At 28.6% G+C, this 24,450-nt stretch carries 21 protein-coding genes and 1 tRNA gene; 20 read left to right on the top strand and 2 right to left on the bottom strand.

Features of this window, described 5'->3' with window-relative positions; genetic code table 11:
• Positions 1 to 41 precede the first annotated feature (41 nt).
• The 20 genes from EXC62_RS06780 to EXC62_RS06685 all read left to right on the top strand — a co-directional run bounded on the left by EXC62_RS06780 (position 42) and on the right by EXC62_RS06685 (position 20,311).
• Positions 42 to 1,769, top strand: coding sequence for a 1-acyl-sn-glycerol-3-phosphate acyltransferase (locus EXC62_RS06780; RefSeq protein WP_026389913.1), 1,728 nt, complete (start codon positions 42 to 44; stop codon positions 1,767 to 1,769).
• Positions 1,770 to 1,847: 78 nt separating this feature from the next.
• Complete coding sequence (gene ahpC, locus EXC62_RS06775) at positions 1,848 to 2,411, top strand: alkyl hydroperoxide reductase subunit C (protein WP_026389912.1); 564 nt, start codon at positions 1,848 to 1,850, stop codon at positions 2,409 to 2,411.
• 129 nt (positions 2,412 to 2,540) lie between these two features.
• Entirely contained in the window at positions 2,541 to 2,981 is a 441-nt protein-coding gene (locus tag EXC62_RS06770; RefSeq protein ID WP_026389911.1) for a GNAT family N-acetyltransferase, read from the top strand.
• A 63-nt stretch (positions 2,982 to 3,044) separates the two neighbouring features.
• A complete protein-coding gene (locus EXC62_RS06765) occupies positions 3,045 to 3,773 on the top strand; it encodes a hypothetical protein (RefSeq protein ID WP_162140075.1) in 729 nt (242 codons plus the stop codon).
• 147 nt (positions 3,774 to 3,920) lie between these two features.
• A complete protein-coding gene (locus EXC62_RS06760; protein ID WP_052589611.1) occupies positions 3,921 to 4,361 on the top strand; it encodes a MarR family winged helix-turn-helix transcriptional regulator in 441 nt (146 codons plus the stop codon).
• Entirely contained in the window at positions 4,354 to 6,117 is a 1,764-nt protein-coding gene (locus EXC62_RS06755) for an ABC transporter ATP-binding protein (protein WP_035375522.1), read from the top strand. The genes EXC62_RS06760 and EXC62_RS06755 overlap by 8 nt, the downstream gene beginning before the upstream one ends.
• Positions 6,114 to 7,922, top strand: a complete 1,809-nt coding sequence (locus tag EXC62_RS06750; RefSeq protein WP_035375503.1) for an ABC transporter ATP-binding protein — start codon at positions 6,114 to 6,116, stop codon at positions 7,920 to 7,922. The genes EXC62_RS06755 and EXC62_RS06750 overlap by 4 nt, the downstream gene beginning before the upstream one ends.
• Positions 7,923 to 8,107: 185 nt before the next feature.
• A complete protein-coding gene (locus EXC62_RS06745; protein WP_052589607.1) occupies positions 8,108 to 8,584 on the top strand; it encodes an acetyl-CoA carboxylase biotin carboxyl carrier protein in 477 nt (158 codons plus the stop codon).
• Complete coding sequence (accC, locus tag EXC62_RS06740; RefSeq protein ID WP_162140090.1) at positions 8,574 to 9,950, top strand: acetyl-CoA carboxylase biotin carboxylase subunit; 1,377 nt, start codon at positions 8,574 to 8,576, stop codon at positions 9,948 to 9,950. Before EXC62_RS06745 ends, accC begins: the two co-directional genes overlap by 11 nt.
• Positions 9,931 to 10,791: an acetyl-CoA carboxylase, carboxyltransferase subunit beta gene (gene accD, locus EXC62_RS06735; RefSeq protein ID WP_026389906.1), complete on the top strand. Its 861-nt coding sequence runs from the start codon at positions 9,931 to 9,933 to the stop codon at positions 10,789 to 10,791. The genes accC and accD overlap by 20 nt, the downstream gene beginning before the upstream one ends.
• Before the next feature lies 1 nt (position 10,792).
• Positions 10,793 to 11,623, top strand: a complete 831-nt coding sequence (locus EXC62_RS06730) for an acetyl-CoA carboxylase carboxyltransferase subunit alpha (protein WP_035375501.1) — start codon at positions 10,793 to 10,795, stop codon at positions 11,621 to 11,623.
• Positions 11,610 to 12,539, top strand: a complete 930-nt coding sequence (locus EXC62_RS06725; protein ID WP_162140074.1) for a DUF561 domain-containing protein — start codon at positions 11,610 to 11,612, stop codon at positions 12,537 to 12,539. Before EXC62_RS06730 ends, EXC62_RS06725 begins: the two co-directional genes overlap by 14 nt.
• On the top strand, positions 12,536 to 13,465 hold the full coding sequence (fabD, locus tag EXC62_RS06720) for an ACP S-malonyltransferase (RefSeq protein ID WP_052589605.1): 930 nt from the start codon (positions 12,536 to 12,538) through the stop codon (positions 13,463 to 13,465). Before EXC62_RS06725 ends, fabD begins: the two co-directional genes overlap by 4 nt.
• Positions 13,455 to 14,198, top strand: coding sequence for a 3-oxoacyl-[acyl-carrier-protein] reductase (fabG, locus tag EXC62_RS06715; RefSeq protein ID WP_026389902.1), 744 nt, complete (start codon positions 13,455 to 13,457; stop codon positions 14,196 to 14,198). The genes fabD and fabG overlap by 11 nt, the downstream gene beginning before the upstream one ends.
• Positions 14,198 to 15,436 carry a beta-ketoacyl-ACP synthase II gene (fabF, locus tag EXC62_RS06710; RefSeq protein ID WP_026389901.1) on the top strand — a complete coding sequence of 413 codons (1,239 nt, stop codon included), beginning with the start codon at positions 14,198 to 14,200 and terminating at the stop codon, positions 15,434 to 15,436. The genes fabG and fabF overlap by 1 nt, the downstream gene beginning before the upstream one ends.
• 3 nt (positions 15,437 to 15,439) lie before the next feature.
• Complete coding sequence (gene fabZ, locus EXC62_RS06705; protein ID WP_026389900.1) at positions 15,440 to 15,862, top strand: 3-hydroxyacyl-ACP dehydratase FabZ; 423 nt, start codon at positions 15,440 to 15,442, stop codon at positions 15,860 to 15,862.
• A complete protein-coding gene (locus EXC62_RS06700) occupies positions 15,831 to 16,382 on the top strand; it encodes a biotin--[acetyl-CoA-carboxylase] ligase (RefSeq protein ID WP_052589602.1) in 552 nt (183 codons plus the stop codon). The genes fabZ and EXC62_RS06700 overlap by 32 nt, the downstream gene beginning before the upstream one ends.
• An 82-nt stretch (positions 16,383 to 16,464) precedes the next feature.
• Positions 16,465 to 16,549: transfer RNA gene (locus EXC62_RS06695), tRNA-Leu, on the top strand.
• 437 nt (positions 16,550 to 16,986) lie between these two features.
• Complete coding sequence (locus EXC62_RS06690) at positions 16,987 to 19,044, top strand: DNA-methyltransferase (protein ID WP_026389899.1); 2,058 nt, start codon at positions 16,987 to 16,989, stop codon at positions 19,042 to 19,044.
• A gap of 142 nt (positions 19,045 to 19,186) precedes the next feature.
• Positions 19,187 to 20,311 (top strand): hypothetical protein, encoded by a 1,125-nt coding sequence (locus EXC62_RS06685; protein WP_052589600.1) that lies wholly within the window; start codon positions 19,187 to 19,189, stop codon positions 20,309 to 20,311.
• A 61-nt stretch (positions 20,312 to 20,372) separates the two neighbouring features.
• On the opposite strand, the gene EXC62_RS06680 is transcribed toward EXC62_RS06685, so the two are convergent.
• Both EXC62_RS06680 and EXC62_RS06675 read right to left on the bottom strand, forming a co-directional pair.
• Positions 20,373 to 22,979 carry a DEAD/DEAH box helicase gene (locus tag EXC62_RS06680; protein WP_026389897.1) on the bottom strand — a complete coding sequence of 869 codons (2,607 nt, stop codon included), beginning with the start codon at positions 22,977 to 22,979 and terminating at the stop codon, positions 20,373 to 20,375.
• The gene (locus tag EXC62_RS06675) at positions 22,979 to 24,433 is read right to left on the bottom strand and encodes a HamA C-terminal domain-containing protein (RefSeq protein ID WP_026389896.1); all 1,455 of its coding nucleotides are present in this window, start codon (positions 24,431 to 24,433) and stop codon (positions 22,979 to 22,981) included. Before EXC62_RS06675 ends, EXC62_RS06680 begins: the two co-directional genes overlap by 1 nt.
• Between the last annotated feature and the right edge of the window lie 17 nt (positions 24,434 to 24,450).

Here is a 24,450-nt window from a genome sequence, read left to right as displayed (position 1 = left end):
CCTCTTTTTTTGATATAATAGATAGTGTTGGGGGACTGAAAATGAAAATTGTTTTTGTAGCAGATAATAGTAAAAGTATTGCTCAAGCTGAAAAGTTTAAAAAAGAACTTGAAAAAAAGGGACATGAAGTAAAAATGATTATCCCCTTGATCAATCATAGCGAGTTATACTATAAAATTGAATATAATAAAAAAGAAAAATTAATACTCAATGATAAAATAAAAGATGACTATCGAAATTTTATTAAAGATATTGATATTATGCATGTGTTTATGCCGTTAAAGGATAGTGAACACTTTTTTAAACTTGCGAAGGATAATAATAAACCAATAACTACGACATTGTTACTAGAAAATGATGATGAGATGTCAGTTTCAAGAAGATATGTTTATATGAGATATTTAAAGAATATTTTCAAAAAAACTAAGCATGTTCATTGCCCTACATTTCATGTAGCAAAGGAATTAAAAAAATATAATTATCCAAATCAACTGCATGTTTTATATGCAAAAGTAAATAAAACATTTTATAACGAAAAACTAAGCGTTAAATCAAATGATTTTAGAATTTTGATGGTGGGTAATTTTAATCATCGAAATGAACAAGAATTTATTATTAAAGCATTAAAGAAATATGAAAATAAAAATTCTGTTGTAGTTAATTTTTATGGAATCGGTAAGTACTTAGATAAAGTTATTGAATTAGCAAATAAGTATAATGTAAGAATCAATCTCTTAGATGATTTAGATGAACTTAAGATTGCAATTAATAATACAGATTTGTTTATTTACTCTTCAAAAATTGAACTTGAAGAAGTTAAAGGGATTGATATACTTGCATCAGGTAATATTCCTTTAGTTATAAGTAATAAAAAAAGTTTAACTAAAGAGTTTTCACTAGATGAAAGAAGTAATTTGTCAATTAAAACTAAAAAAGAATTAATTAAAAAGATTGATTATTGGTTTACTAATAAAACAGAACGAATTAGAATGAAAAGAGTTTATCGTAATTCAAGTAAGAGATTTAAAATGGATAATGTTATTCGATCTTTTGAAAGTATGCTAAAACTAGCGATTTTTGAGAATAAAAATGAGAGGTTAGTAAATACTAAAAGAGGAAGAAAAATAATTAAAAAAGTAAAAAAATCTCGACTAACTAGAATTATTTCGAATATATTCTTCTACGCATTTGCTGTACCAATATTATCGTTATATAATCTATTCTTTTTAAAAGTCAAAATTGAAGGAAGAAGAAATTTAGAAGATTTAAACAATGGTGCTATTTTAGTTTCAAATCATGTTCATATGCTTGATTCTGTAATGGTTGGATTAGCAGCTTTTCCACGGAGAGTAGCATATACAGGAATGAAGGCCAATTTTAAAAGGTTTATTATTGGAAGTCTAGTTAGTATGTTTGGTACAATTCCGATACCAGATTCATCATTTGAAAATAAGGTTTTTTTTATTGAAATGACTAAACTTGTTAATAAAGGAAAATGGATTCATTTTTATCCGGAAGGTGAATTAGTTCCTTATGATAACGAACTAAGAGAATTTAAAAAAGGAGCTTTTAAATTAGCAGTAAATGCTTCATCACCAATTCTTCCAATCTTAATTGACTTTCAATATGTTGGAAAGAAAAAGAAGCGAAAAATATATTTAAGAATTGGAAAACCAATTTATCCTGATTTAACAATTAGTAGCAATGATGCTATTAAAGAACTACAAGAACAAACTAAAAATGTAATGGAAAGTTTATATCAAAAATAAATATGCATTAAGTTTGAAATATTAGATTATCCTATGTATAATTAGCAGTATAAATAAGAAACAGGAAGGTGATTTATAGTGTCATTAATTGGGAAAAAAGTTAGTCCATTTAGTGTGCAAGCATATCATGATAATGCGTTTATTGAGATTGCTAATAAAGACTTAGAAGGGAAATGGAATGCAATTGTCTTCTATCCAGCTGATTTTAGTTTTGTATGTCCTACAGAATTAGAAGATCTTGCAAATCATTATGATGAATTTAAAAAATTAGGATGTGAAGTATATTCAGTTTCAACTGATACACACTTTGTACATAAAGCATGGCATGATGCATCAAGTAAAATCAAAAAAATCAAGTTTCCAATGCTTGCAGATCCAGCAGGAAAACTAGCAAAAGATTTTGAAGTACTAGTTGAAGAAAACTGGCAAGCATTAAGAGGAAGTTTTATTGTAAACCCTGAAGGTGTAATTGTTGCTTATGAAGTAAATGATATGGGGATTGGTAGAAGTGCAAGTGATTTAGTTAGAAAACTACAAGCTGCACAATTCGTTGCGAAACATGGTGATGAAGTTTGTCCAGCAAATTGGAATCCAGGAGAAGAAACATTAAAACCTGGAATTGATTTAGTAGGGAAATTATAATTATTTTAAGGTGGCAGTATTGCTACCTTTTTCTTTTTCAATAGTTAATATGGTATACTAGATATAGTAGTTCAAAAATGATATAGGTAGTTTTGTACTAAATTTGATAATCATGAGAGGAATGATAGAATGATTAGAAAAATGACTGAAAATGACTATGAAATATTTTTGGAATTGACAAAAGAATTTTATATTTTTCCAGTAGTTGAGAATCCGATTAATGATGAAGAAATAGAAAGCACTTTTAAGCATATTATTGAGGATAGTCCATATATTGATGGATATTTAATTTTTAATAAAAAAGATGTGATTGGTTTTTTTATTATTGCTTTTGGATTTGCAACAGAATATGGTGGAACAATTCTTTTTTTTGAGGATTTATATATTAGAGATAAATATCAAGGAAATGGAATTGGAAGAAAAATCTTTAAATTTGTTGAAGAAAAATATCGAGATGAAGTGTATGCAATTAAATTAGAAGTAGGAAGATCAAATTATCGTGCAAAAACTTTATATCAAAAACTTGGCTACAAAGAAAGTAAATATGTCACAATGATTAAAAAGATATAAAAAAATATAGAAATATAGTATAATATTTTTGATTTGAAATTCAAACATACGGGGAGTATCTATATGATTTTAAATGTTTTAGCACTTACATTACTTATTCTACTTACAATAATTTCGTTTTATATGATAAAAAAAGATTATCTTAGCAATGAGAAAATTTTAAAAGGAATTGCCTTGTTTTTATTAATTTATAAATCAATTGATGTATTAAGTGGAATGGTTGTCGGTAAATATACTAAGTATCCTGTTGAATTTTCAGCAGTATTTTATTTCTTTTTCCCAATAGTAATTTTAACAAATAAAAAAGAGTTATTAGGCGCTGCAACAACAGGAGCATTTATATCTGGTTTAGGGTATTTGGTAACACTTGTTTTTAATATTAATAATATGGTGAATACTCACAAAGCATTAAATATAATGCCTGGCTTTATCTTAGGAATGTTAAGCCATAGTATTTTATATTTTTTATCTGTGCTTTATATGACAAAGTATAAGTTTAATTATAGGGACGAAGTTTTAAAGATAAATATTATAACTTTTATTATTGCAATCCATGCACTTTTTATGGCTAATTTTATTGATTATGAAGGAACTTATAGATTTATATATTTATTACTAAGTGCCGATGCAATACCATTTTTTCAAAGTAGCATAGTATTAATGATCATATATTATCCGTTTGTTTTAATCATTTATAATCTTGCAATTATTTTCTTTTATAGAGTTAATAAATTTTTATACAATAGCTATAATCAAAAAAAAATATATGGAGCTGAAGAACATTATGTATGATGTTCTTTTTTTTTATTTATGTATTGTGTAATGCACAATAGTAGTGTATAATTTAACGTATTATAATAAAAAAAGAAGTTTTATTCTTGCAAATAATAACTAACGATATTATAATACTAACATTGTTAGATAATTTGAGGTGTAATTATGAAATATGATGATTTAGCAAAAGATTTTATAGATGAAATGCATAACCTAGGACAAATGAAAGCTAATCGTAAGATTAACTCCACATTTGCTGGTGAAAGATTTATTATGCAATTATTGACTATGAAAAAAGAAGATATTACTCCTGGAGATATTAGTAATGAGATGAATATTTCTACAGCAAGAGTTGCTGCAATACTTAATTCACTAGAATCAAAAGGATATATTAGAAGAGAAGTTAATCAGGTTGATAGACGGAAAATAATTGTTAAATTAACAGATAAAGGTGAAAAATACGCTAAAAAAATTATTAATACAATCGTTAGTGATGTTGCAGGATTGTTATCAAAATTAGGGCAAGAAGATGCAACAGAACTTATTAGACTTACAAGAAAGATTTCTTCAATTATGGAAGAAAAAGAGGTGAAAATAAATGCTTAGATTATTAAAGTATTTAAAAATTGAACAATGGATAATGATACTTGCAAGTGTCGGTTTAATTGTATTACAAGTTTGGCTTGATTTAAAATTACCTGAATATATGGAGCAAGTTACTAAACAGTTACAAACTCCAAACCCAGTCTTAAAAGAGATATGGATTAATGGTGGGTATATGTTATTATGTGCACTTGGAAGCCTATTAGCCGCATTTATTGTAGGTTTTATGATGGCAAGAATTGCAGCAACTTTCTCACAAACATTAAGAATATCAATGTTTAAAAAAATTGACTCATTTACTAAAAATGATATTAACAATTTTTCTACTGCTAGTTTAATAACTAGAACGACAAATGATGTTAGTCAAGTTCAAATGTTTATTACTATGGGAATGCAGTTACTAATTAAGGCACCAATTTTAGCGATATGGGCTATAACAAAAATCACTGTTAAAGGAACTGAATGGTCGATTGCTACAGGAACAGTTATTGGATTGCTACTAATATTAGTCTTAGTTGTTATGTTCTTTGTGGTACCTAAATTTAAAAAAGTTCAAAAAATGGTGGATCAATTAACTGTAGTTACAAGAGAAAACCTACAAGGTGTACGTGTGATTAGAGCATATAATGCTGAGGAATATCAAGAAGAAAAGTTTAGAAAGGCAAATGATGAATTAACTAACATCAATCTATTTACAAGTAGAAGTATGTCTATGTTAAATCCGCTTATCAATATGTTAATGAGTTTCTTATCATTATCAATCTATGTTATAGGAGCTTATTTAATTGATAAAAATCATGGTAATTTATTACTACAAACAGAATTATTTGGATCTATGATTGTATTCATTCAATATGCAATGCAAGTTGTTATGGCATTTATGATGTTAGTAATGATATTTATTATTTTACCAAGAACACTTGTTTCAGGAAAAAGAATCAATGAAGTATTACTTACTAAACCATCAATTAAAGATGGAGCGGGAGTTTCAGATGATAATGGTGTTAAAGGAACTGTAGAGTTTAAAAATGTAAGTTTTAAATATCCTGGTGCTGAAGAATATGTTATTAAAGATGTTAGTTTTAAAGTTAATCAAGGAGAAACGATTGCTTTTATCGGATCAACTGGTAGTGGAAAATCAACATTAATTAATCTTATACCAAGATTTTATGATGCAACTGAAGGTGAAATTTTAATTGATGATGTAGATATCAAAAAATACCGTTTAGGTGAATTACACGATAAAATCGGATATGTACCTCAAAAAGCTGTTTTATTTAAAGGAACAATTAAATTTAATGTTGCATATGGAGAAAGTTCATATAAAGATATAACAGATGATGATGTTTGGAAAGCATTAGAGATTGCTCAAGGAAAAGATTTTGTTGAAGAATTACCTGAAAAACTAGATGCTCCTGTTGCACAAGGAGGAACAAATTTATCTGGTGGTCAAAAACAAAGACTTGCAATCGCAAGAGCAATCGCAAGAGAGCCGGAAATCTTAATTTTCGATGATTCATTTAGCGCACTTGACTATAAAACAGATAGAAAATTACGTACAACTTTGAGAAAAGAAACAAAAGGTGTTACAAGTATGATTGTTGCTCAAAGAATAGGAACAATTATGGATGCAAATAAAATTGTTGTTTTAAATGAAGGTAAGGTTGCTGGCATTGGAACGCATCATGAACTTTTAAAAACAAGTTCTGTATATAAAGAAATTGCCTTATCGCAATTAAGTGAGGAGGAATTGGCATGAAAAGAAATCAAAAGATGAAAAAAGAAAAGCCAACTAATCTTAAAGATTCATGGGTAAAATTATTAAAGTTTTCTAGAAAATATAATCTGTTTATAATAATAGCAATTTTAGCTGTTATTGGTGCAACAGTTATTCAAGTTGCTAGTCCAAAAATATTACAACAACTTGTTACCGAGATAGCTGTTATAGCGAAACTTGATACTACAACGGGTCTACCATTATTTACAAGAATAGATATGGACCGAGTTAAGCAGATAACAATCACTTTGGTTACTTTATTTGTAATCGCTATGTTATTAAATGCTACACAAAGTTTTATTATGTCAACTGTCACTAGAAGAGTTGAAAATGATATGAGAAAAAAATTAGCTGAAAAGATTAATAAGATTCCATTGAAATATTTTGACTCAACAAATAGCGGTGATACAATAAGTAGAGTTATTAATGACGTTGATACAATTGGTCAAACAATGAATCAAAGTATTTCAAGTACTATTTCGGCAATTATATTATTCTTAGGATCAATATTAATGATGTTTATTACTAATTGGATTTTAGCTTTTGCTGCAATTGGTTCTAGTATAATAGGATTCTTATTAGTAGGATTTATTATGTCAAAGTCACAAAAACATTTTATTGCACAACAAATGCAAATTGGGGAATTAAATGGTTTTGTTGAAGAAATATACACTAATCACAGTGTAGTAAAATCATATAATGCAAGTAAAAAATCAATAAAGGACTTTAGAGTGATTAATGACAAACTTTATAATAGTGCATGGAAGTCACAATTCTTTTCTGGATTAATGATGCCTTTATTCTCATTTATTGGTAATTTAGGTTATGTTGCAGTTTCAATTATTGGTGCTGTACTTGTAGCTAATACAATTATTGAATTTTCAGTTATTATTGCATTTATGTCATATGTTGGATTCTTTACTAACTCATTAGGATCAATGGCACAAGGTATTAATAGTTTCCAACTAACCGCTGCTGCAAGTGAGAGAGTATTCCAATTTCTAGAACAAGAAGAACTTGAAAATGAAGATTATAAACAAGAAAAAATTAGTGATACAAAAGGAATAGTCGAATTTAAAAATGTTAAATTCGGATATAATCCTGAAAAAGTAATTATTAATGATTTCAGTGCGAAAATTAATGCTGGTGAAAAAGTTGCTATTGTTGGACCTACAGGAGCAGGAAAAACAACTATTGTTAATCTATTAATGAGATTCTATGAAATAAATGAAGGAAGTATCAAAATAGATGGCATTAATACAAATGATGTTACTAGAGAAAATGTTCATGACCAATTTTGTATGGTTTTACAAGATACTTGGATTTTTGAAGGAACAGTTTATGATAATATAATTTATAGTCAAGAAAATGTGACTAAAGAAGATGTTGTTAAAGCTTGTAAAACTTTAGGACTTGATCATTTTATTAGAACTTTATCAGATGGATATGAAACTATTTTAACTGATAAATCAAGTTTATCTGAAGGACAAAAACAATTAATAACAATCGCACGTGCAATGATTAAAAACTCGCCATTATTAATTCTTGATGAAGCAACATCAAGTGTTGATACTAGAACTGAAGCATTAATTCAAAAAGCAATGGATGAATTGATGAAAGGTAGAACAAGTTTTGTAATTGCACATAGATTATCAACAATTAAAAATGCTGATTTAATTCTTGTTATGAAAAATGGCGATATTATTGAATCTGGAAATCACGATAAACTTCTAAGTGAAAATGGATTCTATGCTGAATTATATAATAGTCAATTTCAATTAGACTAAAATAAAAAAAACTTTAAATAAGTGAAATATTTTTATTTTAAAAAAGAAAGATTAAGAATAATTGAAAAATAAATATTATTTTGATGTTCAAACTAAAATTGAACATCTTTTTTTATTATTAGATAGTGATTTTTCTAAAAAATGGAAAAAAATGGTATAATATGTGTAATTGATGAAGAGCAAAAATGAAGAATGTTCTTACAATAGTGAAAGGATTGACAAAAGTGAAAGAAGTTAAGTTAAAAGAAATCCAAACCATTATGAAGGAATTTGAAGAATCAAACTTAATGACTTTAGAGCTTGAGATGGGCGAGTTTAAAATAAAACTTTCAAAAAATAAGATTGATGAAAGTATATTTCAGACTATTAAAGAAGTTAAAAATGAAATTGAACCACAAATTAATTTACCTGAATTAGTAATAAAATCTCCATTAGTTGGAACGTTTTATGAATCTGCAACTCCAGAATCTAAACCTTATTTAGAAGTTGGAAGTAGAGTTAATAAAGGTGATACAGTTTGTATAATTGAAGCAATGAAAATTATGAACGAGATTAAATCTGATATAACAGGAACTGTTGAAGAAGTTTTCTTTAAAAATGGTGATGTTGTTGGATATAATGATGTTTTGTTTAAGGTAGTTAGCGATGCAAATACAAAATAAAATATTAGTTGCCAATCGAGGAGAAATTGCTGTAAGAATTATTAGAGCTGCAAAAGAAATGGGAATTGCTACTGTTGCAGTTTATTCAACCGCTGACAAAGATAGTTTACATGTTGATTTAGCAGATGAAGCAGTTTGTATTGGTAGTGAAAGATCAAAAGATAGTTACTTGAATATGAATAGAATATTAAGTGCTGCCATATCAACTGGGTGTACGGCAATTCATCCTGGATATGGTTTTTTATCAGAAAATCCAAAGTTTGTGAAATTAGTTGAGGAATGTAATATAAAGTTTATTGGACCTAAATCAGAAGTAATGGAAAAAATGGGAAAAAAAGCAGAGGCAAGAAAAATTGCTAAAAAGAACTTAGTGCCAATAATTGAAGGTAGTAATGATATTATTAAAGATGTTCAAGAAGGTATGGCAGTTGCTAAAAGAATTGGATATCCGGTTATGTTCAAAGCTACATCTGGTGGTGGTGGAAGAGGAATAAATGTTGTTTATTCTGATCAAGATTTTTTAAAAGTTTTTGAAAAAACATCATTAGAAGCAGAAACAAGTTTTGGGGATAAAGCTTTATACATTGAAAAATATATCGATAATCCAAGACATGTTGAAGTGCAAATATTAGCAGATGATTATGGTAATGTAGTTCATTTGTTTGAAAGAGATTGTTCGTTACAAAGAAGAAATCAAAAGATGATTGAAGAAGCACCATCAAATGCTGTTAATGAATTATTAAGAAGAAAGTTAGGAATGGCGGCTATTAAGATAGCTAAAGCTGTTGGTTATACGAGTGCTGGAACAATTGAGTTTTTGGTTGATAATAAAGGAAAATACTATTTCATTGAAATGAATGCTAGAATTCAAGTTGAACACCCGGTTACTGAAATGATAACAGGTGTTGATATTGTTAAAGAGCAAATTAGGGTTGCATTTGGCCAAGCATTATCAATTAAACAAAGAGATATCAAAATATTGGGACATGCTATTGAATGTCGAATAACAGCTGAAGATCCGGTTAATAACTTTATGCCAACACCAGGAAGAATTAAAAGAATTTTAGTGCCAGGTGGTATGGGTGTAAGATTTGATAGTTTTATATATCCGGATTATGATGTTCAACCTTTTTATGATTCAATGATTGGTAAAGTAATAGTTGTTGCTCCAACACGAATTGAAGCAATTAGAAAGATGCGTGTTGCTTTGGAACAACTAGTTATTGAAGGAATTAAGACAAACCTAGAATACGTTTATTTAATTACACATCATCCAGATTTTATAAGAGGAAATTACGATACAGGATTTGTTGCTAAATTCCATTCCCTATTCTTGGAGGAGTATCATGAAACAATTGTTAAATGAGCGAAAAAAACGATTAATTGAATTTAGAAAAATTGTTAGAAAAAAAGAATATGAATTTAAACCAATTAATATTCCAGAACATATATTTAGTCAATGTGAGCAATGTTTAAGTGCTTTATATACTAAAGATTTGGAAGAGAGTATGTATGTTTGTCCATATTGTGGACATCACTTTAGAATTGGTGCACAAAAAAGATTAGAAGTTACAGTTGATAAGAATACATTTAAACCAATGTTTGATGATTTAGAATCCGTCAACTTTTTAAATATACCCGGATATGATAATAAATTAAAAGCTGGTAAAGAACTAACTGGTAATAATGAAGCTTTTTTATGTGGGGAAGCAAATATTAATAATGAACGAGTTGCAATTGGTGTTTTAGATAGTAATTTCATTATGGGAAGTATGGGAAGTGTTGTTGGAGAAAAAATAACACGACTTATTGAATTTGCTGGAAGTGAAGAGATTCCGTTAGTGATTTTCTCTGCATCAGGCGGAGCAAGAATGCAAGAAGGGATTATCTCTTTAATGCAAATGGCTAAAACATCAGCAGCACTTAGTTACTTTAAAGGATTATATATAAGTATAATGACTAACCCAACAACTGGTGGAGTTGCTGCATCTTTTGCGGCACTTGGCGATATAAATATTGCAGAAACAACTTCATTGATTGGATTTGCAGGAGCAAGAGTAATTAAACAAACAATTCAACAAGACCTTCCACAAGGATTTCAAACTGAGAAATTTCAAATGGAAAAAGGACAAATTGATTTAATAGTCCAAAGAAAAGATATGAAAAATACGATATCAAGATTAATATCATTTCATAAGGTGAAATAAAATGAATAATGCATGGGAAAAAGTTCAACTAGCAAGACACGCAAATCGAATAACAACTAAAACATTAATTAAGGAAGTTTTTCCTGATTTTTTAGAATTACACGGAGATAGATTAATTGGTGATGATAAAGCAATAATTGCTGGACTTGGAAGTTTTAATGGAATTTCATTAACAATTATTGGTAATGAAAAAGGTGTCGATACAAAAGATAAAATAAATAGAAACTTTGGAATGGCACATCCAGAAGGCTATCATAAAGCATTAAGATTAATGAAGCAAGCTGAAAAATTCAATCGACCAATTTTAACAATTATTGATACTCCAGGTGCTTATCCTGGTGTTGGTGCAGAAGAACGTGGACAAGCAAACGCGATTGCTGTTAATCTAAAAGAGATGATGCAAATAAAAGTTCCAATCATTACTGTTGTTTTAGGTGAAGGTGGTTCTGGTGGGGCGTTAGCTATTGGTGTATCAGATTATATTGGAATGTTTGAAAATAGTATTTACTCAGTTTTATCACCTGAAGGATTTGCAAGTATTTCATTTAAAGATAGTAAAAAAGCGCCAGAAGTTTCAGAGATGATGAAATTAGCAGCTAGTGATTTATTAGAGCTTAGAGTAATTGATGAAATAATCCCTGAAGTAGAACCACTTAGCATTAATCCAAAACTTGGAATTGAAGCATTCAAAAAGTTTTTAAGTAACTCGCTTAATAAATATCAAAATATTGAAATTAATGAATTATTACATAAACGATATCAAAAATTTAGAAACATCGGTGTTTATAAAGTTATAAGTACAGAAATGGAGAATAATAATGAAGAACATTAGTGAATTATTAGGAGTTAAGTATCCTGTCATTCAAGGTGGAATGGCTAACATAGCAACAGCAGAACTTGCATCAGCAGTTTCAAATGCAGGAGGATTAGGACTAATTGGATCAGGTGGAAATGATGTTAATTGGGTTAGAGAAGAAATTCGAAAATGTAAAAAATTAACTGATAAGCCATTTGGTGTAAATATTATGCTTATGAGTCCACATGCAAAGGATATTGCGGCAATGGTCATAGAAGAAAAAGTTAAAGTTGTAACAACAGGAGCAGGAAATCCTGGGCCTTATATTAAAGATTGGAAAGATGCTGGTATTATTGTTATTCCGGTTATTCCAGCAGCAAGGCTTGCTCAAAGAATGGAAAAAGCTGGTGCTGATGCTGTCGTAGCTGAAGGAATGGAAGCTGGAGGCCATATTGGAAAATTAACAACAATGGCGATGATTCCTCAAGTTGTAGATGCAGTTAATATTCCAGTAATAGCAGCAGGTGGAATTGCTGATAAACGTGGTGTTTTAGCAGCTTTTGCATTAGGTGCAAAAGGAGTCCAAATTGGAACAGTGTTATTAGCGACTAAAGAATGTCCAGTTCATGATAATTTTAAAAAAATGGTTATAGACGCAACCGATACTAGCACAGTTATTACAGGATCTGATAAAGCACCAGTTCGTGTAATTAAAAATAAAATGGCAGTTGATTATATAGCACTTGCTAAAACAGATGTTTCACTTGAAGAATTAGAGAAAATGACGCTAGGTTCATTAAGAAAAGCGGTATTTGATGGAAATGTTGAAGAAGGGTCTTTTATGGCTGGTCAAATATCAGGATTAGTAAAAGAAGAAAAAACTGTTAAAGAAGTTCTAGAAGATCTTTTTGATGGAGTTAATGAATATAAAGAAAGTTTAGAAGTATTATGAAAAGAGCAGTACTTTTTGTAGGTCAAGGAAGTCAATATACTAATATGGGAATTGATTTTCTTAACAATGATAAAGCAGAAAATTTAATAAACAAAGCAACAAAAATCTTAGGATATGATATTAGAAAAATTCTCGAAAATGAAAATGGAGAGCTAAACAATACATTGTATACTCAACCAATAGTTGCTTTAATAACAATTATTATGTATGAAAGATTTTTAGAGTATGGTATTGATATTAACGGATTTCTTGGATTTAGTCTTGGAGAATATGTTGCATTATACGCATCAGGAATATATGATTTTGAATCAATTATAAGAATAATTGATAAAAGAGCAAAACTAATGAATGAAGCATCAACTAAAAATCAAGGTGGAATGGCTGCTGTATTAAATGCAAATCTATCTGATATAGAAAGAATATGTAATGAAGTATCGAAAGAAAATTATGTGACAATTGCTAACTATAATTCTAAAAATCAAATTGTTATATCAGGAACAAGTTTAGGAATTGAACAAGCTTCAAAAGTACTAAAAGAATTAGGTGTTAAAAGAGTTCTACCATTAAATGTTAGTGGAGCATTTCATTCTAATTTAATGAGTGAAGCAGGTATTTTATTAAAAACATATTTGAAAAGTTTTAAAACAAATGAGAATGAAAAAGAATGTTTTATGAATGTAACAGGTAAGCCATTAATATATGATGAATTATTAGATAACATGGAACAACAAATAAAGTCACCCGTAAAATTTTATCAAAGTATTGAAGAAATGATAAATAATGGATATCAAGAGTTTATTGAAATTGGACCTGGAAATGTATTAACACAATTAATAAAGAAAAATTATCCGGAAGTAAAAACGTTTAATATTAATAAATTGACTGATTTAGAAATATTGGAAGGAGATGGATTTAATGGAAAATAATAAAAAATACGCATTAGTTACTGGAGGATCAGCAGGAATAGGTAAGGAAATTGCTCTTGAACTTGCAAGAAGTGGTATTAATGTAGCAATTAATTATCGAAAAAGACAAGAAGAAGCATCAAAAATTGTTGAAGAAATGAAGAGTTTAGGTGTTGAAGCTATTGCTATTCAAGCTGATGTTAGTAAATATGAAGAAGTAGAAAACCTACTTAAAAAAGTGAATGAAGTTTTTCCGGTTTTAAATATAGTTATTAATAATGCAGGTATAACTAGTGATGCCTTAATTTTAAGAATGAAAGAAGAACAATTTGATAGTGTTATTGATGTAAATTTAAAAGGTGTTTGGAATGTTTGTAAAGTAGCAAGTAAATACTTATTAAAATCTCCAAATGCGAGAATTGTTAATATTTCGAGTGTTGCGGGAATAAGAGGAAATATCGGACAAACGAATTATAGTGCTGCAAAAGCAGGAGTTATTGGATTAAGTAAATCACTAGCAAAAGAACTTGCATCTAGAAATGTCACTGTAAATGTGGTTGCACCTGGATTCATTGATACAGAAATGACTGAAAAATTATCTGATGCAATTATTGATGAAGCAGTAAAGCATATTCCTTTATCAAGAATTGGCGTAGTATCTGATGTTGCAAAAGCAGTTAAGTTCTTAGTTAGTGATGACGCAAGTTATATAACAGGACAAGTAATAGCTATTGATGGAGGTTTATCAATCTAATGAAAAGAAGAGTTGTAATTACAGGACAAGGTGCTGTAACACCAGTTGGAAATAATGTTAATGAAATGTTTGAAAATATGATTAAAGGTAAAAATGGTATTGATTATATTAAATCTTTTGACACAACAGATTTTAAAGTTAAAATTGCAGGTGAAATAAAAGATTTAGATTTTTCAGAACATTTTGATCATCAAGAAATAAGAAAGAATGACAGAGTAATTTTACTTGCTTTACTTGCTGCAAAAGAAGCATTTGAAGGTTCAAAAGTTTCTGAAAGTGAGTATGATCCATATCGTTTTGGTGTATATGTAACAAGTGGAATTGGTGGAATTAATACTTTATTTGAACAAGCACAAATAGGCTTAGTAAAAGGATTTAGTAGAATATCACCATACTTTACAACAAATACAATAATTAACATGCCAGGTGCAGTTATTTCAATAAAATACGGTCTTAAAGGACCTGTTGTTCCGATTGTAACAGCTTGTTCAGCTTCTAATAATGCTATTGGAGAAGCATATCGTAGTATTAAAGATGGTTATCTTGATCTTGCACTTGCAGGTGGAGTAGAATCATCATTAAATAAATTAGGTTTAAGCTCTTTTGCTTCACTACGTGCACTTAGTTCATCAGAAGATATAAACAGATCTTCAATTCCATTTGATAAAGAACGAAGTGGATTTGTTATGAGTGAAGGTGTTGGAATTGTTTTACTAGAAGAATATGAACATGCTAAAAAACGTGGTGCTAATATTCTTGCTGAAGTTGTTGGATATGGAACAACAAGTGATGCTTACCATATTACTGCTCCAGATAGTGAAGCAGAAGGAATATCAAGAGCAATTCTTGATGCTCTTAAAGATGCAAATATTGAACCAAAAGATATTGGGTATGTAAATGCACATGGTACATCTACAAAGTTAAATGATCAAACTGAAACATTAGCGATAAAGAAGACTTTTAAAGATTATGCCAATAAAGTTAGTATAAGTTCGACAAAATCAATGACAGGACATATGTTAGGAGCTACAGGTGGTGTTGAATCAATTGTTTGTATAGAGGCACTTAGAAAAGGTCTAATACCTCCAACAATTAACTACCAAGTGGTTGATGAAGAATGTGATTTAAACTATACACCAAATAAATTTGTAAAAAAAGATATTAAATACGCATTAAATATGAATTTAGGATTTGGTGGACATAACGGAGTTTTAATTTTCAAAAAAATGGAGGATTAATTTATGAATGATATTGAAAAAGTAAAAAGTATTATCCCACATAGAGAACCATTTTTATTTATTGACGAAATTGTTTCAGTTGAATCAGGTAAAACATGTACTGCTATAAAGTATGTTAAGGAAGATGAAGAGTTTTTTAAAGGCCATTTTCCAGGTAATCCTGTTATGCCGGGAGTATTAATTCTTGAAGCAATGGCACAGTCAGGTGCAATATCACTTATGTCATTAGAGGACTATAAAGATAAATTAATTCTATTTGCTGGTGCTGATAAAGTAAAATTTAGAAAAAGCGTACTTCCGGGAGATAAATTAACTTTAGTTTCAGAAGTTATTAAATTGAAAAGAAACTTTGGTTCTGCACGAACAAAAGCTTATGTTGAAGGAGAACTTGTTAGTGAAGCAATTATCAGATTTATCGTTGGATAGTCTAAAACTAATCTATTTTGATGAAATTGATTCAACTAATGACTATTTAAAGAGAAACTATGATAATCTTCCTAATTTTACAGTAGTAACGAGTAAATATCAAACAAATGGTAGAGGCCAATTTGAAAGAAAATGGTTATCAAACAGTGATGAAAACTTACTTTTTTCAATCCTTTTAAAAGATATAGATATCAGTTTAATTGATGATATTAGATTAGTAGTAATAAACTCATTATTGGATTTATTAATTAAAAATAATATAAAATCAAGATTCAAAGAACCAAATGATATTTACTATGAAAATAAAAAATTATGTGGTATTTTAATAGAAACACTAACAATAACACATAAGTATGAGTATGTAATAATAGGAATAGGGCTAAACGTTAATCAAATAATATTTAATGATGATTTAGAAGCTATTTCAATGTTTGGTATTAGTAATAAAAAATATCAAGTTAACAGCCTATTAAAAGAATATTTAACGATATTCAAACGTTTTTTAAGTACGACAAAATAAATAGTAGATTACTTTCTATTATTTATTTTTGTCTATTTACAACCAAAAACTAAAATGTTATAATGATTAAGCATAATAAAAACCCCGCGTGATGAAACTGGTAGACGTGCTGGACTCAAAATCCTGTGGAGAAATCCGTGTTGGTTCGAATCCGACCGCGGGGACCAAGTTGATAGAATAGGTTTGATACAAATGTATCAGGCCTTTTTTTGTTTGGCAGATAGGAAGGTTTGTCCTTTCAGCCAGAAATAATTTAAAATTATATTCTTGAGAATTAGATGAATAAACGTTTTAAATAGACAGAAACGAAAAAAATATAACTACAATTTAACGATTACCTTACAATTTAACGATTACCTTACAATTTAACGATTACACAACGATTTACACGATTACTTAAAACAGATAATTATAACATTTATGACAGGTAATAAAAAATTACAGGTAACAAAACATGTACTTTAATAATGTCATTGTAAAAAGCGTCATAAAATGTTATAATTAAAACGTTAATTTTGATAATATAAAGTAAAAAATGATGTTTCATTTATGAGTGGATTAATATCTTTTTTGATGGTAATATCACAGCAGGAGGAATAAAAAGATGAAAGAATTTGATAAAGTAAAAGATAAATTAAATATGGATATTCCTGATAAGTTATTAATTTCATTAGTATTTGAAATGACTAGAAAAAAAGACAAAGAGTTTGTAGTTGAATTACAAAGAATACAAAAAGAAAACGATATTGTTTTCAATACAGTTATGAGAAATAAATTTAGGAAGTACTATTATTTTAGAGATGAATTATTGGATACAGAAGAGTTTTCAGAATATAAAATTAGAACTTTTACATACAATGAAGAGGAATTAAAAGAAGTCTTTAATGATTTTTACTCTAGACTAGAAACATATGATCCTGATAAAATTATTAAATCATTAAAAACAAATATTATGGATTTAGAAAAAGGCAATAAAATCGGCAGACACGCTGATAAATGGTTAGATTACTATAAAGAAAAATATTCTAATGTAGATTATTCGTTAATGATTTACAAAGTTGATCAAGCTGAGTTTGAAAGAAATGATTATAATCCTAATTTTATAAATGAATTTATATTTAATACATATGATAAATTAATTAACTACAGGCACTTGGCTATAGTTTTTGCTGATAATATTAAAGATAAAAATGATTTTGATAAGACTTGGCAATTGATTTATAAGGCTGGTATTTATGCTGAAAATTTTGTACAACATACAGAAAAATTCCATGCTTTTAAAAGTGAAAATCAAACAAAAATTTTAGCTAATTTTCTAGATGAGAAAAATATTAAAAATGCTCAAACTTTGGCTTTAAGTTTTTATGATGGAATGTCATATGGCTACAAATTTGAAGATTTATATATAAGTGAAAATCAAACAACTAAAATCTTAATCCTTAAAAAAATTGAATTAGATAATTCTAATGTACCTTGCCCTTCATGTTTTACTACAGAACAAAGAGGTAATTCTTATCCTGAGGTATTTATAAAAAGTTGGGAGTGTGCAAACCCATCCTGCCCAGATAGAAGTAAGTCTGGAAGGGGTAAACGATTTGATGAATATGGTACTTATCGATATTTTAAACTAGCAAAGAATTCAGAGTCTAATCAAATAGATGATGATTTATATTACAGTTGGCGAAGAGATATATTTGATAATGATGCTGATTGGAAAAAATATTTAATTAAAAACTATTCATATAATGATGAAAATATACTAGTTAAAAATGTTAACAATATAAACTCTTATGGTAGAAACATTACGAATGAGATTACAAATGAAACAAAAACGGCTTTAAATATTGTGAAAGAATTTGAAAAGTTGCCAATATTTAATTTATTTAAGGGTATCTTTGATGGTAAAGAAGAAAATACTAAACGAAATATAGTTTTGGAAAAAGATATAGAAGTAATTAATGATAACTCTACCAGTTTTTTAAATAAACTAAAACCTGCTCAAGTTGGTTCAGCCATTACGTCCCCACCATATTATAATGCAAGAGAATACTCACAATGGGGAAACATGATACTTTATTTTGTTGATATGCTTTTAAATGCTGATGCAGTATACAATTCCTTAAAAGAGGATTCATATTATTTATATAATATAGGTGACATCGTTGCTGAAGATAATGTTTATGTTGTATCCCTTATGTCAAAGAAAAGAATTCAGTTAGGATTTCTATCTTCAATGATATTTGAAATTGCAGGTTTTAATCTTATTGGTAATATCATTTGGGATAAAGGTCAAGTACAATCTAAAAGAAATTCAACTGTAAATTTATTTTCGGGTTATGTAAAATGTATCAACTGCTATGAGCATGTCCTAGTTTTCTTAAAAGGAACATCAAAAAAGAACCCTAGTAAAGTAGTAAAAATCAATCCAGTAATTAAAATAAATTCAAAGGGCGAAAATACATATAAACATACTGCTCCTTATCCACTAGAATTGGTAGATTTATTAAAGGATTTTACTTTAAAAGATGATTATATTCTCGACCCATACTTAGGTAGTGGTACATCACTTAAATGGGCACTACAAAATGGTTATAAGGGTTTGGGAATTGAACTGAATAAAGAATATTATGAATTATCCTTAGAAAAGATATTCAAGAAATAATAATTAAAAGAAAGTAAATTAACTAGATATTACCATTATCAACTAATAAGTTTTCATTGTAAAACTATCTCAAAACTGTTATAATCTTATTAAGATTATAACTTTTTTTGTTATAAAAAACAAAGAGAATAGAGGGGTTTATATGACACGTAGTCAAACAAGGTTAGAGGTGTTTAACTTTCTTGGTTCATTCCATGAAGATATAAGAACAAAATTTACAAATATTAGTGGTAAAACAGGAAGTTATAGTGTGCCACTTGAGATTTTTCAAAGACGTACTCACAGAAAAAACAGATCTTTAATCACCTGGTCGTCAGTGAGGGATAATAATTTGACAATTGAACAACTGGATTCATTTAGTGGTGGAGTTACAGTTGAATTAGTAAATGAGGACTATTTTAATGAAGAAAACAGAGACAATCCAACATTTATTGAACTCATTAATAGAATTGGTAGTGATGAAAATGTTTCTGCTATACTTACTTTTAGAAGTGAAACAGGCACATCGTCATCATTTCATCAGAGAGAATATTTTAATAAATTATTACAAAACACAGAAGTTTATTATAAAGGAAATGTAGTAGTAATTAACGAAAATAATTATTCTGATTTTTACTTGAAACAAGATATATCTGGTGGTATTGGAAATGAAAAATGGAGTGGTTTTTTATTTGTATCGATTCGAGGTGGTCAACAAAATAGTAAAGAAAGTCACAGCGGTAACATTACATTATTTAATCCAGCTGTTGAATATTTGAATGCTGATGTTGCATTAGATCTTGATTTAACAATGGCGTATTTTGCAATGCATAGTATTAAATATGAAACATTAGAAGAAAATAATAAAAATAAATTTAACAAAATTATGCTGAATTTAAGAAAGCATCTAAGAGAAGCAAAATATGAATCAGAAGTATATACGGGTAATTTATTAGACTATTGTGACAATCATCCAAGTGTTATTATTGGTAAAAGAATTGGTGATAATATACTCTATGATCCTATTCAAGTTGAAGCTATTGATATTATGGATTTTAGTATAAAAAATAAGAATCATCCTAATAACCTTGACTTTACACATGATGAATCTGTTAATAGAAATAGATTTGTTTGGGATTCAATTAAAAAGTGTGTGCTTCCTCCTTCGAGACCAACAAACGTTTTTTGGTCTAAGCATTTATCCAACATGATGCAACAGGATTTTACTTTAGAGGAGTTTTTTAAGCACGAGGAAGTTATAGTTGAACGAAGACGAAGATTACTATAAAGACAAAATTGTTTCAAAAATATAAGCGACCCAGCTCTGAAATTGAGTTGAGTCGCTTTTTTTATTCATTAATAAATAATTCTGGAACGTTAAATAATATATCTGCGATTTCATCCTCCACAGATCTCTTTCCACAATTAAGAAGTGATTTCTTCAATTTATAACCCTGTTGAGTGTAAATAACATATTCTTGATGTCTACGAATGTAATCCGCTGTTTCTCTCGTTAGTCCGTTTCTTTGGAAAAATATAGTAAGTTGGTTAGTTGAACCAAACTCGACATATTCATACCAGTCATTATCGAAGGGTTCATTATTAGTTTTTAATTTTTTATACTCGGTTGAAAATCTAAGAAAATAATTAGCAAGACTAAATAGAATAACATTTTCTATAATTTGGAGAGTATCACCAATTATTAAGTTTTTATGCTCTTGTGAACCATTATAAGGTATAAGTTCATAGTTTTTATTTACAAAGCCATTATTTTCAGCTGCGTGATCAATTGTTTCTTTTAATAAAAAACTTAAACCATATTCATTCATCCATCGAGAAAGTATAACTGCATAATATTTTATTCTGTCTCCAAGCCCCAGTGTTGTTTTTTCATAGACATCCCATTTAAAGATCTTTCTTAATTCCGACAAAAAATTAACTAAATCATCGTATTGAACACGGCCATCTAATAACTCAGGATACTTCAGTCCATTGTTAATAGCCGATATTAAATTTTCTGTTTGATCTAAGGATACATTAATATCATCATCAGGTTTTGGTTTAGTGGAATTATTTATTCCAAACAATAATTTTATAGTATCAATTTTTTGCTCATCAAGTAAATGACTAAATTGTTTTCTCACAACACTGTTCCTATTTTTAGTAATATCATTTAATAAAATGAGACCAGTTTTTCTCATTAAATCATATTCATTAGGCTTTTGTTCTGGGAGAGGATTCAGTTGTGAACTCCCATTTAAAAACTGATTTATAATGTATTCTTTAGTTTCATTATTTAATTGTGTTTTTAGGGATATTTCTTGATTTTCCACATCATTTAGAAGAAGGTTATTCATTGTTTTTTCAGCCATATTAGAGTCGCGAATAATAAATACATTACCATAAAGATTGTATTCAATTCTTCCAACACGTCCCAATAAGTTTTTGAATTCTACTTGGTTCATGTTTCCCTTTCGACCTATTCTCACACTTATTACTATAAGATTATCGGCAGGAAGATTTACTCCTTCAATAAGAGTAGAAGTGCAGAAAATTGTTTTGATATCTCTATTCCTATAAAGATCTTCAATTTTGGACCTTATATATAGAGGTAAATATCCAACATGATAAGAGACGCCTTTTCTTATGATATCTGCTAAATAATAATCTGAATGAATTTCATCCTCGATCTCTTTTGCTAGATCGTTTAGTATTTTGTTATCTAAATACGGGAGCGATTTAGCGAAATCTCTGGCCATTTCTACAGTTCTATCTCTTCCAGAACAGTAAACAATGTTAGATTTATTTAGGTCTTTTTGTATAATCTTTTGAATTAAAACAAGAGTTGTATCTGCTTCATTTAACGAATAGATAGTTTTGAAAGGGTCCTTTTTATTAGTGCGCTCATTAAAGACTTTAAATTCTTTAGATACTGTATCTAAAACATACTTCATTTGGCTAACTGGAGTAAAAGTTGTTCTTAAATATGTAGGATTATTAATTTGTTCGCTCGGGAGTGCATCAAGATATATTTCTGGATTTGGTATATTTGGTGATGCTAAAATAACGCGAGGTTTTCTTGGTCTCTCTATTAACATATCGGTAACTTTAAAGTAAAAAGTGGCTCTACCATCCGCTTCTGACAGTTTATGTGCTTCATCAATAAAAAGATAATCCACTGACATTTCAGGATAAGATATTAAAGTATACAACAGCCTTTCTGGTGTCATAACCATAATATAGTTTAAGTTTTCTTGTTTAAAAAATAGTGAGTTTCCTGATGTAACCACTTTGTAATTTTTATTACTAAGCTCATCTTGTAAATCAATTTTAATAATGTTTGAAGATATTTCGCTAATTAACGCCTTAGTGGGAACTAAAATTGCAAAATTACCTTTAAAATCATTCATTATTTTGTCTTTAATAAAGGTTCTCATTACAAGTGATTTGCCCATTGAAGTTGGACCAGAATAAGAAAAAGATTTGTCACTCAAATGATCGTATATCTCTTTTTGAGGATGAAAAAAATACATATTTTCCTGATGTGGTATTTTAAGATAATCAAGATCAAAACTCTGGTAAAGTTCATCCAAAAATGAAGTGTTTTTATATTTAGTTTTAATAAGTTGTAATCCACGGTAATTACCAATGTTTGCCAAAACAGAAGTAGCATATGCTTTTATTACTGCATCATCAGAGTATGTTGCGTTTAATAAAGCAATTATTTCTTGAGCCCAAGCACGATGTTTTTCAGAGTTGGGTTGTCCATATGATTTAGAGAGTATGTCAGCAAAACGCAAAGCATGCTCTTTTTTTATAGGTTTTTTTCTTTGTGGTGAACCCATTAAATCCATTGAGTAATTAAATAAGATGATTTCATAGAGCTCGTTTAAATACTCATTTTCTTCAAGTTTATAATATATATGTTCACCAAGAGTTGCATAACGAGGTTTCATTACTTACTCACCTCCAATGCATTTTTCATTATAGTTTCTTTGTCAATTATGGCATCATTTAGTGGAAGCACATAAACATAAAATGAATAGTTCAATAACTTTAAAGCTGTGATTCTTTTTTCTAAGTATGTAGAAATATTGGTTATATCTATATCCATTTGCGCTTCTAGATTTGCAGAGTAAATAGTATTATCAGGTTCATAAGGAGTTTTCACTGTATATCCTAAAAATAAGCCAAAAGCATTATCAGGTTTTGTTAATCCTGATCCCTTTTCAGGGATAATCATACTCTCTAAAGCTTTATTGGTTTCAACATCAAATTCATTGTTTAAGATTGTGTTTTCTAAAAATTCATACTCACTACTTGAAGCAGATTGTATAGATAATACTTGATTTAAAGCGTTATCCACTGCGTCTTCTAAATTTTCTATTGTATCAGTAGCTCCAAAAATAAGTTGATTAAAAAACATTCCACCATTTTTAAAAGTATTTATATGGATTCCTGATGAAAGGCTATCATACATGCCACTTTTGTTTTGTAATTCCATCTTTGAAAAAATTTTAGGTGCACCTAAAATGCATTCAAGAAATGAATATAGCATGATTTCATTAAAGTGATTTGTAGTTGGTGTTTTTCTAACTCTATCGTGATAAGCCCTTAATGTTTTTATTGCTAAGTGCATTGAATTTTTCTCTAAATTATAGCGATTTCGAGATCCTCGTGAATAAATATATCTTCCAATGTTATCAGCAATAAAACCGTGTAATTTATTATAGTCAATTTTGCTGTTCGTTACATCTAATCTATAAATTTTTAAATCGTTAGGATTTGGTATGGCAAGTTTAAGATATTTAACTTCTTTAAAAACCGTGCTGAATGGTTGTGGATCTAATGATAATTTAACTTTTGAACTAACGTGAGTTACAGCGGTCTCTAGTTGAACATCATTAATTCTACCAGTCTGTTTTTTGGTATAATCTTTAATTTCAGCAATATTAGCCTTATATGGAATGTTCTCAACTTCTGTGGTGCAATAATAATATACATTTGTTAAAAACTCTGAAAATGGAAATATTTGTTTAGTGATTATGTCTTGTTTAGTATATCCATCAGTTTCAAAACCTATATTATCAGTTTCTTTAATAGCTGTATCCTCTTTTAGAACATCCTGGATACATATAATAATTAGTTTTTGACTATCTTCGTTAAAATAAGGTTTAATATTATTTTCAAATTTATCTTTTAGTCTATCTTTATCACAAGTTAAAATATCATCATAATGTGTAAGATTGTTTTTGCCAGATAATAAAGCACTTTGAGCCTTAGAGTCAATATAACTAGGATCAGATTTTACAGTAGATAATAGATCATTTAAAAATAAGTATTGCTTTGAAGTGGGTATTCTAGCATCACATAATATACGAAGAAGAGTACCGAGACATAATTTTTTCAAATATAATCACCTCTTTT

It is taken from the genome of Haploplasma axanthum (genome assembly GCF_900660745.1).
Taxonomy (GTDB): Bacteria; Bacillota_I; Bacilli_A; order Acholeplasmatales; family Acholeplasmataceae; genus Haploplasma; species Haploplasma axanthum.
This window is presented reverse-complemented; position numbering and strand designations above follow the sequence as displayed.

Excerpts from the sequence above, each read along its gene's own strand:
- EXC62_RS06780 (WP_026389913.1), top strand. The coding sequence starts at position 42 with ATGAAAATTGTTTTTGTAGCAGATAATAGTAAAAGTATTGCTCAAGCT.
- EXC62_RS06770 (WP_026389911.1), top strand. The coding sequence starts at position 2,541 with ATGATTAGAAAAATGACTGAAAATGACTATGAAATATTTTTGGAATTG.
- EXC62_RS06765 (WP_162140075.1), top strand. The coding sequence starts at position 3,045 with ATGATTTTAAATGTTTTAGCACTTACATTACTTATTCTACTTACAATA.
- EXC62_RS06760 (WP_052589611.1), top strand. The coding sequence starts at position 3,921 with ATGAAATATGATGATTTAGCAAAAGATTTTATAGATGAAATGCATAAC.
- EXC62_RS06755 (WP_035375522.1), top strand. The coding sequence starts at position 4,354 with ATGCTTAGATTATTAAAGTATTTAAAAATTGAACAATGGATAATGATA.
- EXC62_RS06750 (WP_035375503.1), top strand. The coding sequence starts at position 6,114 with ATGAAAAGAAATCAAAAGATGAAAAAAGAAAAGCCAACTAATCTTAAA.
- EXC62_RS06745 (WP_052589607.1), top strand. The coding sequence starts at position 8,108 with ATGAAGAATGTTCTTACAATAGTGAAAGGATTGACAAAAGTGAAAGAA.
- accD (WP_026389906.1), top strand. The coding sequence starts at position 9,931 with ATGAAACAATTGTTAAATGAGCGAAAAAAACGATTAATTGAATTTAGA.
- EXC62_RS06730 (WP_035375501.1), top strand. The coding sequence starts at position 10,793 with ATGAATAATGCATGGGAAAAAGTTCAACTAGCAAGACACGCAAATCGA.
- EXC62_RS06725 (WP_162140074.1), top strand. The coding sequence starts at position 11,610 with ATGAAGAACATTAGTGAATTATTAGGAGTTAAGTATCCTGTCATTCAA.
- fabD (WP_052589605.1), top strand. The coding sequence starts at position 12,536 with ATGAAAAGAGCAGTACTTTTTGTAGGTCAAGGAAGTCAATATACTAAT.
- fabG (WP_026389902.1), top strand. The coding sequence starts at position 13,455 with ATGGAAAATAATAAAAAATACGCATTAGTTACTGGAGGATCAGCAGGA.
- fabF (WP_026389901.1), top strand. The coding sequence starts at position 14,198 with ATGAAAAGAAGAGTTGTAATTACAGGACAAGGTGCTGTAACACCAGTT.
- fabZ (WP_026389900.1), top strand. The coding sequence starts at position 15,440 with ATGAATGATATTGAAAAAGTAAAAAGTATTATCCCACATAGAGAACCA.
- EXC62_RS06690 (WP_026389899.1), top strand. The coding sequence starts at position 16,987 with ATGAAAGAATTTGATAAAGTAAAAGATAAATTAAATATGGATATTCCT.
- EXC62_RS06685 (WP_052589600.1), top strand. The coding sequence starts at position 19,187 with ATGACACGTAGTCAAACAAGGTTAGAGGTGTTTAACTTTCTTGGTTCA.
- EXC62_RS06680 (WP_026389897.1), bottom strand. The coding sequence starts at position 22,979 with ATGAAACCTCGTTATGCAACTCTTGGTGAACATATATATTATAAACTT.